The 12575-nt window shown below is 60.9% G+C and carries 11 protein-coding genes; 10 read left to right on the top strand and 1 reads right to left on the bottom strand.

Annotation, left to right across the window (positions count from 1 at the left end; all coding sequences use genetic code 11):
- The first annotated feature begins 184 nt into the window (after positions 1-184).
- From cysQ to rsmA, 7 genes are all read left to right on the top strand, one after another.
- Positions 185-949 carry a 3'(2'),5'-bisphosphate nucleotidase CysQ gene (gene cysQ / locus GbCGDNIH8_RS11380; protein WP_072573274.1) on the top strand — a complete coding sequence of 255 codons (765 nt, stop codon included), beginning with the start codon at positions 185-187 and terminating at the stop codon, positions 947-949.
- Entirely contained in the window at positions 942-1955 is a 1014-nt protein-coding gene (locus tag GbCGDNIH8_RS11375; protein WP_072573273.1) for an L-threonylcarbamoyladenylate synthase, read from the top strand. Before cysQ ends, GbCGDNIH8_RS11375 begins: the two co-directional genes overlap by 8 nt.
- Positions 1956-2040: 85 nt before the next feature.
- Positions 2041-3204 (top strand): LPS export ABC transporter permease LptF, encoded by a 1164-nt coding sequence (lptF, locus tag GbCGDNIH8_RS11370; RefSeq protein WP_253736036.1) that lies wholly within the window; start codon positions 2041-2043, stop codon positions 3202-3204.
- Positions 3205-4317, top strand: a complete 1113-nt coding sequence (gene lptG, locus GbCGDNIH8_RS11365) for an LPS export ABC transporter permease LptG (RefSeq protein WP_072573272.1) — start codon at positions 3205-3207, stop codon at positions 4315-4317. It abuts the gene before it with no gap.
- Between the two features lie 45 nt (positions 4318-4362).
- Positions 4363-6837 carry an LPS-assembly protein LptD gene (locus GbCGDNIH8_RS11360; RefSeq protein WP_172822952.1) on the top strand — a complete coding sequence of 825 codons (2475 nt, stop codon included), beginning with the start codon at positions 4363-4365 and terminating at the stop codon, positions 6835-6837.
- Between the two features lie 55 nt (positions 6838-6892).
- On the top strand, positions 6893-8245 hold the full coding sequence (locus GbCGDNIH8_RS11355) for a peptidylprolyl isomerase (RefSeq protein ID WP_072573271.1): 1353 nt from the start codon (positions 6893-6895) through the stop codon (positions 8243-8245).
- Entirely contained in the window at positions 8238-9098 is an 861-nt protein-coding gene (gene rsmA / locus GbCGDNIH8_RS11350) for a 16S rRNA (adenine(1518)-N(6)/adenine(1519)-N(6))-dimethyltransferase RsmA (RefSeq protein WP_072573270.1), read from the top strand. Before GbCGDNIH8_RS11355 ends, rsmA begins: the two co-directional genes overlap by 8 nt.
- 58 nt (positions 9099-9156) lie before the next feature.
- Here the strand turns inward: rsmA and GbCGDNIH8_RS11345 are convergent, their stop codons facing one another.
- Positions 9157-9393: a DUF1127 domain-containing protein gene (locus GbCGDNIH8_RS11345; protein WP_072573269.1), complete on the bottom strand. Its 237-nt coding sequence runs from the start codon at positions 9391-9393 to the stop codon at positions 9157-9159.
- A gap of 161 nt (positions 9394-9554) precedes the next feature.
- Here GbCGDNIH8_RS11345 and GbCGDNIH8_RS11340 point away from each other — a divergent pair, with 161 nt between their 5' ends.
- From GbCGDNIH8_RS11340 to GbCGDNIH8_RS11330, 3 genes are read left to right on the top strand one after another with little or no spacing between them, the layout of a single operon-like run.
- The gene (locus tag GbCGDNIH8_RS11340) at positions 9555-11357 is read left to right on the top strand and encodes an aminopeptidase P family protein (RefSeq protein ID WP_072573268.1); all 1803 of its coding nucleotides are present in this window, start codon (positions 9555-9557) and stop codon (positions 11355-11357) included.
- A gap of 1 nt (position 11358) precedes the next feature.
- Complete coding sequence (locus tag GbCGDNIH8_RS11335; protein ID WP_081368994.1) at positions 11359-11685, top strand: DUF952 domain-containing protein; 327 nt, start codon at positions 11359-11361, stop codon at positions 11683-11685.
- A 52-nt stretch (positions 11686-11737) separates the two neighbouring features.
- A complete protein-coding gene (locus tag GbCGDNIH8_RS11330) occupies positions 11738-12574 on the top strand; it encodes a universal stress protein (protein ID WP_072573267.1) in 837 nt (278 codons plus the stop codon).
- Position 12575: the final 1 nt, after the last annotated feature.

Below are 12575 nucleotides of genomic sequence, written 5' to 3'. Positions count from 1 at the left end.
GGAACGGATGAGCAGTCAGACTGCCCCGACGCTAAAGCAGATTGGCTGAGGATGAAAACCGGCTGCACCGCGTGGCCGTCATGTCGTGGTGATGAGAGACGGGATGCGCCCGGATCGAAAAAGCAGGAGGGAGGAGGTTATTCCACCGCTTTAACTCTGGCCCGTTACACCGCATGATAAGCGCATGAATGACATTGAAGCATTGGCCCTGGCGGCTGAACTGGCACAGCAGGCGGCCTCGATTATCATGACGATCCGCTCCCGCGGGTTCGACGTGATCCATAAATCCGATCACAGCCCGGTCACCGAGGCTGATCATGCAGCGGAAAAGGCGATCCTCGCCGGTCTGCGCGCCGCCACACCGCAATGGCCGGTGGTGGCGGAGGAGGAGGTCGCAGCCGGTCTGATGACCGCCCCCGCTGATACGTTCTGGCTGGTCGATCCGCTGGACGGTACCCGGGAGTTCACCGCCGGAACACGGGATTTCACGGTCAATGTCGGCCTGATCAGTCATGGCCGACCGGTTCTGGGAGCCGTGGCGCTGCCTGCCTACGGGGAGCTGTTTCTGGGCATTCCCGGGCAGGGCGCATGGAAGCGCGATGCAGATGGGGAAAGGCCGATCCATGTCCGTACACCGCCGGAGGAAGGGCTGACCGTCATGGCTTCCCGCCATTATGCCGACGATCCGCGTCTGGCGGAGTTCCTGGGGCAGCGCAAGGTTGCAGCCCTCAGCAATATCGGCTCGGCGGCCAAATTCTGTCGGCTGGCGGAAGGCGAGGCCGATCTGTATCCGCGTCTGGGCCGCACCATGGAATGGGATACGGCCGCACCGCAGGCGGTTCTGGAAGCCGCGGGAGGGGCAGTTCTCACTTTCGATGGCCAGCGGCTTGGCTACGGCAAGCCGGGATGGGAAAATCCGCATTTCATCTGTACCGGCGCGCATGTCTGACGTTTTGCCCTGTAAGACCGTCTTGCTGACAGAGCCGGAGCAGGCGGGCAGGCTGTTGCGTCAGGGCGCGCTGGTGGCGTTTCCGACCGAAACGGTGTGGGGATTGGGGGGGGATGCAACCTGTGCTGATGCCGTGGCGCGGATTTTTGCCGCCAAGGATCGGCCGCGTTTCAATCCGCTGATCTGCCACCTGCCGGATGCGGAATCTGCTTTTGCGCATGGTATCGCGGATGACAGGGCGCGGGCGCTGGCAGCCGCGTTCTGGCCGGGGCCGCTTACCATGGTCTTGCAACGGAAGCCTGACAGCCCTGTGAGCCTGCTGGCCAGTGCAGGGCAGGAGACGCTGGCATTGCGTGTGCCCGGCCTCGATCTGGCCCGCCGGATGCTGGTGGCGGCAGGATGTCCGGTGGCAGCGCCTTCCGCTAACCGGTCGGGCAGGGTTTCTCCCACCAGCCGTGATCACGTCATGGAGGGGCTGGGCGGACGTATCGACGCCGTTCTGGATGGGCCGGATTGCAGGGTGGGGGTCGAGTCGACCGTGATTGATCTCAGCGGTCCTTCAGCGATCCTGTTGCGTCCGGGCGGTGTGTCCAGCGATGCGTTGCGGGAGGTGATCGGAGATGTGACATTTATATCCGCCCCCGAAGAAGGGGAGGAACAGGTGTTTCTCTCTCCCGGTATGATGCGTTCTCACTATGCGCCCTCCCTGACCGTGCGGCTTGATGCGGTGTCGGTTGCCGCTGATGAGGCGTTGCTGGCTTTTGGGCCGCCTTTGCCCGGGGCGGGGCTGGTGTGGAATTTGAGCGCTGTCGGAGATGTGATCGAGGCCGCGACGCGCCTGTTCTCAGGGCTGAGAACCCTTGATACGGAGGGGAGACGACTGGGGTTGCGAGGGATCGCCTGTATGCGCGTGCCGATGCAAGGGCTGGGCGAGGCTATCAATGACCGTCTGGCCCGCGCGGCGGCCCCGCGTGAGATGCCATCTGATGCGGCGCAGGAGCCATAAGACGTTCTGATGACGGCGCTGTGCGTCCCTTGTGATGTCGCTGCCTGTGGTTGCTTTCCTTTCGTTCCTGTCCCAGACAATGCCCATGAACCTGAGACTGACCACACTCGATCGATATGTGATGCGCCAGTTGCTGGTTGCGCTGATCGCCTGCACCTGTGGGCTGGTTGCGCTGATCTGGCTCACCCAGTCGCTGCGTTTCATCGAACTTGTGGTCAATCGCGGCCTGTCCGTTTTTGTGTTCCTGAAACTGACCGGCCTGCTGATCCCGAGTTTTGTGGCGGTGATCATCCCCATCACGACGTATGTTGTGGTCCAGTTCGTGTATCAGCGTCTGGCAGGGGATCGGGAACTGACGGTCATGAGGGCGGCCGGGCTGTCCAGCTGGGTCATGGCGCGTCCGGCGCTGCTGGTCGCGTTGCTGACAATGCTGCTGTCCTTCGTCCTGAATCTTTGGATTGTGCCGTCGGCTTTCAGTGCGTTCCGTGAGTATCAGTGGGAAATCCGCAACAAGATGGCGGCTTTCCTGTTGCAGGATGGCGTGTTCACCCCCGTTTCCGATGACATGATCGTCTACATCCGCAAACGCGATGCGGATGGAACGCTGCATGGCATTCTGATTGATGATGCCCGCAAGGCTGACAGCCATGCGACCATCATCGCCCAGCGGGGCCGGATGGAGCAGGGGAGCAATGGCGCCCCGCAGGTCGTGCTGGAAAGCGGCAGCCGGCAGGAGCTGGATCGCCATACCGGGCGGCTGAATATTCTGACTTTCAACGAGAACACGATCAGCCTCGAACAATCCGGCAAGGATGAGCAGCGGTCCCGGGATGCCAATGAGATGTCGCTGACCGAGCTTTTCCATCCTGATCCTTCGCAGGTGATGGCGCGGGATATTCCAAAGCTCAGGGTCGAGGCGCACAGGCGTCTGTCTGGTCCGCTCAATGTTCTGTCTTTCGCGGTGGTGGCGCTCGTTTCAGTGCTGAATGGTGCTTTTCGTCGGCATGGTGGCCTGTTGCGCCCGGGTCTGGCTGCGCTGGTGGTGGTGGCTCTGCTGGCTGTGGGACTGGCCGTGGCGAATGCTGCGGCAAAACTGCCGCAATTGATTCCCCTGATCTGGGTTGCGGCTATTGCGCCCGGTATGGCCGGGGCCTGGATCATGTTCTGGCCGGAATGGCGCGGGAGGATGTCTTCCAGCGAGGCTGTTTCCAACAGACTTGTCAGTATTCCTCCGTCAGGGGCGCGTTAAATGATCCGCGCCTTGACCCTGTCATCCTATATCACGCGGGTTTTTCTGGCTGCTGCGCTGGTTGTTCTCGTTGCCCTCACCCTGCTGGTCGGGTTGTTTGATTTCATCGAATTGCTGCGTCGGGCGGCCACGAAGCCGGATGTCTCATTCGGGCTTGTTTCGACCATCGCGGCGCTACGCCTGCCGTGGATGAGCATCACCATCCTGCCTTTCGCGGTTTTGCTGGGGGGAATTGGCGCATTCTGGCGGCTTACCCGATCCTCGGAACTGGTGGTGGCCCGGGCTGCGGGTATCTCCGCCTGGCAGTTTCTGGCGCTGCCGGTCGGGGCCGCTGCCCTGCTGGGGATTCTGGCCATGACGGTGATCAGTCCGCTTTCATCAGTTATGCTGTCGCGGGCAGAGCTGCTCGACAACACCTATCTGCGTACCACCGGTGGCCCGATGCGGCTGGCGGGCGGCCAGCTCTGGCTGCGTCAGTCCGATCCCGGGCTGGACCCGCATGGTGTGTCGATTATCCATGCGATGCAGGTGGCGGCGCATAAAAACAGTCTGCAGGCTTCCTCTATCAGTGTTTTCCGGCTGGATTCCGAGGATCGTCTGGTCCAGCGGATCGAGGCGGCAACAGCGAGGCTGGTCGCCGGCCAATGGGTGCTGGACAATGCCAGAGTCCTGCGTCCCAGCCATCTGCCTGACCCGCCGCATACTGTGCAGATCCCGACCGATCTGACCGTGCGGCGTATTCAGGAAAGCTTTGCCTCCCCTGATACGCTGTCCTTCTGGAGCCTGCCGGATTTCATCCGCCTGCTGGACCGGTCGGGGTTCTCCTCGTTGCGGCATCGTCTGCGCTTTCAGTCCCTGCTGGCCCTTCCTTTGCTATGTGCCACCATGGCGCTGGTGGCGGCGGGGTTTTCCATGCGACCTTCCCGTCGGGGCGGGGTCGCCAAGATGATTGGCAGCGGCGTGGCGGCCGGATTCTGTCTGTTCGTTGTCTCCAAGGTCGCGGAGGAATTCGGGCAGTCCGGCACTGTTCCCGTGGTCCTGGCGGCGTGGGCGCCCTCGGTTGCGGGATTGATGCTGGCAGTGGCGCTGCTGCTGCATCTGGAAGACGGCTGATATGCTGACAGATCGTGCGCGGGCAGGCTAAGGACACGCATGCACATGAAACGAAACGGCACCGGAAGAGTGAAGACGCGGCTGGTCCTGTCAGGGCTGACGGCTTCTGGTCATGATCACCGCATATCGTTGTTTCTGGGCGTGATGTCTGTCTGCGTACTGACCGGTGGGGTTTCGGCCCTTGCCCAGGTCAGTTCCCTGCAGGCGAATGACAGCCTGTTCAACCAGTTCAACCAGACATCCTCTCCCGGTGCCAGCGGTTCATCAGCGCTGGAGCCTGCCATGGTAGGCAGCGATCCGAACGGAGCTTCCGCTCCTCCGCCCGTGGCGACCCCCTCACCGCGCAGAAAAGGCTCCACGGTCAGCGGGCAGACGCCGGTCACCTTCACTGCCGATCATCTGACATATGATCGTGATGGCTCGCTGGTCAGTGCGGAGGGGCATGTAGAAGCGTGGCAGGGCGATCATGTACTGCGCGCCGACAAGGTCACGTATGACCGTAACACCAATATTGCCGCCGCATCCGGCAATGTGGTGCTGCTGGAGCCGGATGGCGAGGTGCTGTTCAGTGATTACGCCGAACTCAGTCAGGGCATGAAAGACGGCGTGATGAAAAACATGCGCGCCCTGCTGAAATTCAATGGTCGGCTGGTTGCCAACGGCATGCGTCGCACCGACGGTAAGGTCAATGACATGAGCCGTGTGCTCTACACGACCTGCAACCTGTGTCTGGATGACCCGAAAAAGCCGCCTTTCTGGCAGATACGCGCTTTTACCGGCACGCAGGATCTGGAGGAGAAAAAAATCGAATATCAGGATGCGGTGATGGAGATTTACGGCATTCCCGTGCTGTACCTCCCTTACATGTCGCATCCCGATCCTTCGGTAAAGCGCAAGAGCGGCTTCATGGTGCCCGGGATCGGTCAGTCCGGCTATCTGGGTGTTTTTGCCCGGGTTCCGTACTATCTGGTGATCGATGATTCATCCGATGTCACCCTGACCGCGACCCTGCCCTCGCAGACCGGTCCGCAGTTGCAGGCCTATTACCGGAAAAAATTCAACAGCGGGGACATGCAGATCAATGTGGCGGCGGCCTATGTGGCGTCGTCCAGCCGCACCGACAGGAATGCCTATTACGACCCGATCCGGCCCGGTTTTCAGGGATTGATCTTTGCGAAGGGCGAGTTCGTCTATGACGATACATGGCGTTACGGCTTCAACCTGAACAATGCGACCTCGGCTGCCTATCTGCGCGATTATCATATCTCCGGCGTCGGCACGAACGTCCTGTCGAACAATATCTATCTGGAGGGTTTTGGTCAGGGTTCCTATACGCGCCTGAACGCGCTGTCCTATCAGGGGATCAGCGGTTCTTTCGCCAATTCGACGGTTCCTTATGTCCTGCCTCATTATGTCTATGAATATGCGGGGCAGCCGGATTCACTGGGAGGACATTTCTCGCTCAGGACTGATGATTTCAGCGTCCTGCGCGAGAAAGGCGTTTCGGATCAGAGAGCCTCGCTCAGCCTGAACTGGGACCGGCCTGCCATCGGGCGTTTCGGCGATCTTTGGAAATTCACGCTGCATGGTGATACGGTCGCCTATAATGCGACGGGACTGAACCAGCAGCCGGTCTATGCACCCTATACCAGTACAACCGATGCGCGTGCTCTGCCGCAGGCGGCGGTCGAGGTCCGGTTGCCGCTGACACGCAGCGCGGGACAGTGGGGCACGCAGGTGGTCGAGCCGATTGCCCAGCTGATCGTGGCCCCCAATACGGGGGGAGGCGGGTATCGCTATTTCCCTAATGAAGACAGTCTGGTGACGCAGTTTACCGACGCCAATCTGTTTTCGCTCAACCGTTTCAACGGCCTTGACCGTATGGAAGGCGGCATCCGGGCCAATGTCGGTCTTCATGCCTCCTGGAAATACAGGACCACCATGCTGGATGGGCTGGTCGGTCAGTCCTACCGGACCCATCGGGATGACACATTCATGCCCGGGCTGGGCCTGTCAGACCGTGCCTCGGATATTGTGGGGCGGGTCAGCCTGAGCGGCATCGGATATGATCTGACGACACGTGGCCGTTTCGATCACAGGAGCGGTCGGATCCATTATGGGGAGGCCGTGGCATCCTTCGGGCCGTCATGGCTGCGCGCCAATGTCGGATATCTGTATACGGCCGAGAATAGTTTTTACGATCTGACCTATGCGCCCGGTACGGTGCTGCCTGTCTCTACGCCCGCCTATCAGCTGGTCACGACACCGCGTAACGAAGTCATGCTCGGCCTGTCGACGCATTATGAGCACTGGCGCCTCAGCGCCTATGCGCGTCGCAATATGGAAGCTGAGCAGATGGTGGCGCTGGGTGGCGACATTGCTTACGAGAATGAGTGCTTCATTTTGGCGATGCGTTTGTACAAACGCTATACCTCGATCCTGAACGATACCGGGAACGAGACCATCATGTTCTCTCTGACGTTTAAAACGCTGGGATCATTTGGTTTCCGGGCTTTCTAAGCGGGCTGCCGCTGGCTATCAGAGATATCAGGATCAGGACAGGACGCTTACCCTCATGGCTGTTGACCGTTTCCGCGCCCTTCTTCTTGCTGGTTTGGCATTGTCGGGCTCCGGCATGTCGATGCTTTTCCCTCATTCAGGGCTGGCCGCAACACATGGCGGTAATGCCATGGGAAAGGCAAAGGCGCCGGCACCTTCTCCGGATGCGACCAGTATTGTTGCGGTTGTGAATGGTGACGTCATCAGCAAAGGGGATGTTGATGCCCGCAGGCGTCTGTTCGCCATGTCCACCGGTCTGCCGATGTCGAAAGAGGTGCTTGATCGCCTGACCCCTCAGGTCCTGCGCCAATTGGTGGACGAAAAATTGCGGCTCCAGGAAATACAGCGCCGCGGCATCGTGATCACAGACAGTGATATCGCCCATTCCATTCAGGGGATGGAGCAGCGGAACGGCATGCAGCCGGATGCGCTGCGCCACAAACTGGCTGCGGATGGTGTCAGCATGCGTACACTGATTGACCAGATTCGTGTTCAGTTGGGCTGGACACGTGTGCTGCGTCAGCAGCTGGGTGAGCGTGTCAGGATCAGCGACAAGGAAATTCAGGACGAGGAAGAACTGCTGGCATCCCAGAAGGGCCAGACGGAATATCGCGTTTCGGAAATTTTTATTCCCGTCGATGATCCTTCCCGTGCGCAGGCGGCCCATGATTTTGCCGATACGGTCATCCAGCAGCTGCGCAACGGAGCGCCTTTTCCTGTTGTCGCCGCCCAGTTCAGCCAGAGCCAGACCGCGCTTGAAGGCGGTGATCTGGGATGGGTGCAACCCAATCAGCTCGATCCGCAGGTTGTCTCGGTGCTGAAGGAAATGCCTCCGGGGGCGATCAGCAACCCGATCGACGTGGCGGGGGGTATCGAGATCGTGGCCCTGCACGGCAAGCGGATCATCGGTAATGATCAGGGGACTGCCTTATCGATCCGACAGGTTTTCTATCCGTTTACGACCCCGCTCAATCCGGCAGCCCCCACGGATCAGCAGCGGAAAACGCTTGAGCATGCGAAGGCCGCTGCTGCCGGTATGCATGATTGCGCCGCAGTCGAGGCCGCCAGCAAGGCAATGGGCGGATCCCGGCCCTCCAATCCCGGTGAGCTTCGTCTGGAAAGCATTAATCCGCCACAGTTCCGTGCCCTTCTGGCTTCGCTGCCGGTGGGTCAGCCCAGCCAGCCGATCGTCTCTCAGGACGGTATTGCCATCATGATGGTGTGTAGCCGGACCCAGAAGAATTTCGGTCTGCCGGGCAAGGAAGATATTTCGAACCAGATTCTGGGCGAACGTGTTGAAACTGCCAGCCGTCAGCTCCAGCGTGAACTGCGCCGTCGTGCCCTGATTGATATGCGGGGCCATGACTGAGGAGGCTGTCGGGACGGTGCCTGGCTTCCCTCCGGCGCTTCCGCCCTTACGCGAGGTTATTGCCCGCCATGGGCTGGAAGCCCGTAAGGCGCTGGGTCAGCATTTTCTGCTCGATCCGCATCTGATGGCGCGAATCGTGCGGGAGGCCGGCCCGATGCAGGGCCGTACCGCGATCGAGATCGGGCCGGGACCGGGTGGGCTGACCCGTGCATTGCTTGAAACCGCCGTGGAGCGGGTGGTGGCAATTGAACTGGACCATCGGGCAATTCCGGCGCTGGAGGAGCTTGCCGGCTTCTACCCTGATCGTCTGACGGTGCTGGAAGCGGATGCGATGCGGGTCGATCTTGGCACGCTGACCACAGCTCCGAGACGCATCGTCGCCAACCTGCCTTATAATGTCGGCACGCCCCTTCTGGTTGGCTGGCTGCGTCAGGCAGCGCTGTTCGAGAGCATGACCCTGATGTTCCAGCAGGAGGTGGCGGAACGAATCTGTGCTGCACCGGGTAGCGATGCTTACGGTCGTCTGGGGGTGCTGGCCCAGTGGACCTGTCGGGTGGACATGCTGATGTCGGTTCCGCCCGGAGCCTTTCATCCGCCCCCGAAAGTGTATTCCTCTGTGGCTGCGCTGTGGCCGCGTGAGGCGCAACCCTCCCCGGCCCTGTTCACGGCGATGGAACGGGTCACGGCGGCCGCATTCGGTCAGCGGCGCAAGATGTTGCGTGGTGCTCTGAAATCACTGGGGGGGGAAGCATTGCTGTCCCGTGCGGGCATTGCCGGTGATCGCAGGGCGGAGACCTTGACGATCGAGGAATTTGACCGTCTGGCCCGCACCAGCCTCGGCGGCGACCAATAAAAAAGCGCGATCCCGAAAGGATCGCGCCCATTTCTATCCGATCAGCTCGGCGAAAGGATCAGTCGAACAGACCGGTGCGTTCGATGCGCAGCTGACCACGATGCAGACCCAGATCGTCCAGTTCCTGATCCGTGCGGGCTGCCAGAATGCGGGCTGTACAACGACGGGCGCGTTCGTTCTGAAGGCGCTGGTGAACAGCCTTCAACTGCTGACATAGGGAGCCATGGACGGCAACTATTTGTGCGGGCAGGCTGCGGGAGGAAAGCAAACCCTGATTGAAGGTCGTGGTGGTCATGTGATCAGTTCCCTGAGGCGCTGCCGGGCCTCCTTGGCATTCATCAGAAAGGCAGCGTCCTTGTGGCGATTATATGATCTATTTGCCTTCAAAAGCGGCGAGTAAAGACTAAAAGACAGGCATGCATATGTTGCAGTGCAAAAAGAGATAAGGGCGGCAGGATGGCAACGCTGGGGACGGAGCAAAATGGTCAGGCAGCTTCGCGTCTGGCAGCCTTCAGGGCGGTGATCGAAGGGCAGGCGCTGGACGGGTTCATTATTCCGCGTGCTGACGAACATCTGGGCGAATATGTGCCGGCCTGTGCGGAAAGGCTGGCCTTTTTGACGGGCTTCACGGGAAGTGCGGGTCTTGCGGTGGTGTTGCAGCAGCGTGCGGCCCTGTTCACGGATGGGCGCTACACGCTTCAGGCCACTCAGGAAACGGATTCCTCTCTCTGGGAGCAGTGCCATATCATCGAGACACCTCCTCCGCTCTGGCTGGTGAGCGCAGCGGGGAGAGGGGCGCGGATCGGCTATGATCCGCTGCTGATCAGCGAGGATGGGCTGGGTCGCTTTACCGCGGCCGGGCTGGATATGGTGCCGGTTGCCGCCAATCCGGTCGATGCGGTTTGGCCGGACCGCCCCGCGCCGCCTCTGGCTCCGGCCGTGCCGCATCCGCTGGAGAGGGCTGGGCAGGATTCTGCCTCCAGACGGGCGGAAATCGGACATGCTCTGGTCGAGTCTGGCGAGGATGCGGTGGTGCTGACGGACCCTGCTTCTCTGGCATGGCTGCTGAATATTCGGGGGCAGGATGTGCCTTTCACGCCCTATGCGCTGGGATTTGCCGTGCTGTTCGCCGATGGCAAGGTGACGTTGTTCATGGCGCCGGAGAAAATTCCCGCGGCCACCGCGCAATGGCTTGGCGCTGACGTGACCTTGCGCTCCCGGACGGAGCTGGAAGCAGGCCTGAAGGCGCTGGGGGGCCGGATTGTTCGACTCGATCCTGCTACGGCCCCCGTCTGGTTTGCGCAGGTGTTGCGGCAGGCAGGGGCTGTATTAAGTCCAGGCGCTGATCCCTGTGCCTTGCCACGTGCCTGCAAGAATAAGGTCGAGCAGGCGGGAGCCAGACGTGCCCATCAGCGTGATGCCGTGGCGCTGTGCCGTTTCCTGTACAGCCTGAATCCGCTGCGGGAGGGCGAAACCGAGGCCAGTGCCGCTGCCCGTCTGCTGGCATTCCGTCAGGAGGCTGAGGAATTCAGGGGAGAAAGCTTTCCTGCCATTTCAGGGGCCGCTGAACATGGTGCAGTGATCCATTACCGCGTCACGGCGGAAACAGACCGGCCCTTGCGACCAAACGAGGTCTATCTGATCGATTCCGGCGGCCAGTATCTGGATGGCACGACGGATGTGACCCGCACGATCTGGATCGGCCCGGATGCGCCGCCTGCGCTGCTGCGGGATCGTTTCACACGGGTTCTCAAGGGGCATATCGCCGTGGCGACGCTGCAATTTCCGCAAGGAGTGGCCGGACCGCATATCGATGCAATGGCGCGCCGGTCTTTGTGGGATGTGGGGCTTGATTACGATCATGGCACCGGTCATGGCGTCGGCAGCTATTTGTCGGTGCATGAGGGACCGGCCTCTATCTCACGTGCGGCACGTCCCGTCGCGCTGTGTCCCGGCATGATTCTGTCTGATGAGCCGGGCTACTATCAGCCCGGAGAATATGGCATCCGGCTGGAAAATCTGCTGCTGGTGCAGTCACGGGACATCCCCGATGCCACCCGGCCTTTCCTCGGCTTCGAGACTTTGACGCTGGCCCCGTTTGATCGCACCCTGATTGAGCCCGATTTACTGACAGAGGCTGAAAAGGTCTGGCTCGATACCTATCACGCCCGCGTGCTGGCAGAGATCGGCCCGCTGCTGCCCCCGGCGGAGCAGGCATGGCTGGAAGCCGCCTGTGCCCCATTTTTTCGGGAAGTATGAGATGAGCACATCCCCGACATTGCTGCACATCATCAGCCCCGAAGACTGGCAGAATGCTCTAAAGTCGGGTTACTATGCGCCGCCTGGTCTGGAGCGGGAGGGATTCATCCATCTCTGCACGCCGGAGCAACTCTCTTTCGTGCTGCGGCTTCATTACTCTGAGCAGGACGGTTTGCTGCTGCTGGTTCTGTCGGCTGACGGCCTGTCCGCGCCATTACGTTGGGAGGTGTCGGAGCCGGACCAGCCGCCTTTCCCGCATCTGTATGGTGCGATCAGGACCGATCAGGTTCTCTCGATAAGGCCGGTAACGCCGGAGGATCGGGTGTAGACAGATCCCTGCGCGGCAGGACAGGCGGGTATTATCGGAAAAGGAAGCTGCCATGGCCATTCGCAAGCTTTTATTGCCGCTCCGTTGCCCAAGCCGTGGCCGCTCCGCACTGGCGGTCGCGATACAGGCCGCTGTCAGATGGGATGCCCAGATTCTGGCCGTTTACATCCGTACCGCTGGCAGTGACATAGCCCCTCTGGCTGCCGAAGGCCTGTCCGGCGCGATGGTGCAGGACATGATCGAGGCGGTGGAGAAAGAAGCACGGGAACGGGGCGTGGCCATTCAGGCGATGATTGATGCCGTCACCGGTGATCGGCATCCCCCCGTTTCCATCCGGCTGGAGGAAAAGACAGGGCAGGAGGAGGACATCGTGGCATGGCAGGCCCGTGTGGCCGATCTCACCGTCATTGCCCGCCCGTCTGGAGACGACGATCTGTCCTCGACCGAGGCGCTGCATGCGGTGCTTTTTGACGGGGGACGCCCTTTGCTGATGGCGCCGGAGCAGCCGGGGGATACGCTTGGCAACCGGGTCTGTATTGCCTGGAACGGTACGGTCGAAAGTGCGTCGGCTGTGCGTGCGGCTTTGGCATGGGCGCAGAAGGCAGAGGCAGTACGTATTCTGACGGCTCATTCCTATTACCGTCAGGGACCGGAGGCGGAGGAACTGGTGGATTACCTCGGCTGTCACGGTATTCGGGCAGAGATAGCCTATTTCAATCCGGTCGATGGGAATGTCGGAGCCGGGTTGTTACAGGCGGCAGAGGATTTTTCCTGCGATCTTCTGGCGATGGGGGCGTATTCCCATTCTCGCCTGCGGCAGATGATTCTGGGCGGGGTGACGCGGCATGTGATGGAACATGCGCGCATTCCGGTACTGATGAAGCGGTAGT

Source organism: Granulibacter bethesdensis, from assembly GCF_001889545.1.
Taxonomy (GTDB): domain Bacteria; phylum Pseudomonadota; class Alphaproteobacteria; order Acetobacterales; family Acetobacteraceae; genus Granulibacter; species Granulibacter bethesdensis_B.
This window is presented reverse-complemented; position numbering and strand designations above follow the sequence as displayed.

What these genes read in the sequence shown, in the direction of transcription:
- cysQ (WP_072573274.1), top strand. Translation starts at nt 185, where the DNA reads ATGAATGACATTGAAGCATTGGCCCTGGCGGCTGAACTGGCACAGCAG.
- GbCGDNIH8_RS11375 (WP_072573273.1), top strand. Translation starts at nt 942, where the DNA reads ATGTCTGACGTTTTGCCCTGTAAGACCGTCTTGCTGACAGAGCCGGAG.
- lptF (WP_253736036.1), top strand. Translation starts at nt 2,041, where the DNA reads ATGAACCTGAGACTGACCACACTCGATCGATATGTGATGCGCCAGTTG.
- lptG (WP_072573272.1), top strand. Translation starts at nt 3,205, where the DNA reads ATGATCCGCGCCTTGACCCTGTCATCCTATATCACGCGGGTTTTTCTG.
- GbCGDNIH8_RS11360 (WP_172822952.1), top strand. Translation starts at nt 4,363, where the DNA reads ATGAAACGAAACGGCACCGGAAGAGTGAAGACGCGGCTGGTCCTGTCA.
- GbCGDNIH8_RS11355 (WP_072573271.1), top strand. Translation starts at nt 6,893, where the DNA reads ATGGCTGTTGACCGTTTCCGCGCCCTTCTTCTTGCTGGTTTGGCATTG.
- rsmA (WP_072573270.1), top strand. Translation starts at nt 8,238, where the DNA reads ATGACTGAGGAGGCTGTCGGGACGGTGCCTGGCTTCCCTCCGGCGCTT.
- GbCGDNIH8_RS11345 (WP_072573269.1), bottom strand. Translation starts at nt 9,393, where the DNA reads ATGACCACCACGACCTTCAATCAGGGTTTGCTTTCCTCCCGCAGCCTG.
- GbCGDNIH8_RS11340 (WP_072573268.1), top strand. Translation starts at nt 9,555, where the DNA reads ATGGCAACGCTGGGGACGGAGCAAAATGGTCAGGCAGCTTCGCGTCTG.
- GbCGDNIH8_RS11335 (WP_081368994.1), top strand. Translation starts at nt 11,359, where the DNA reads ATGAGCACATCCCCGACATTGCTGCACATCATCAGCCCCGAAGACTGG.
- GbCGDNIH8_RS11330 (WP_072573267.1), top strand. Translation starts at nt 11,738, where the DNA reads ATGGCCATTCGCAAGCTTTTATTGCCGCTCCGTTGCCCAAGCCGTGGC.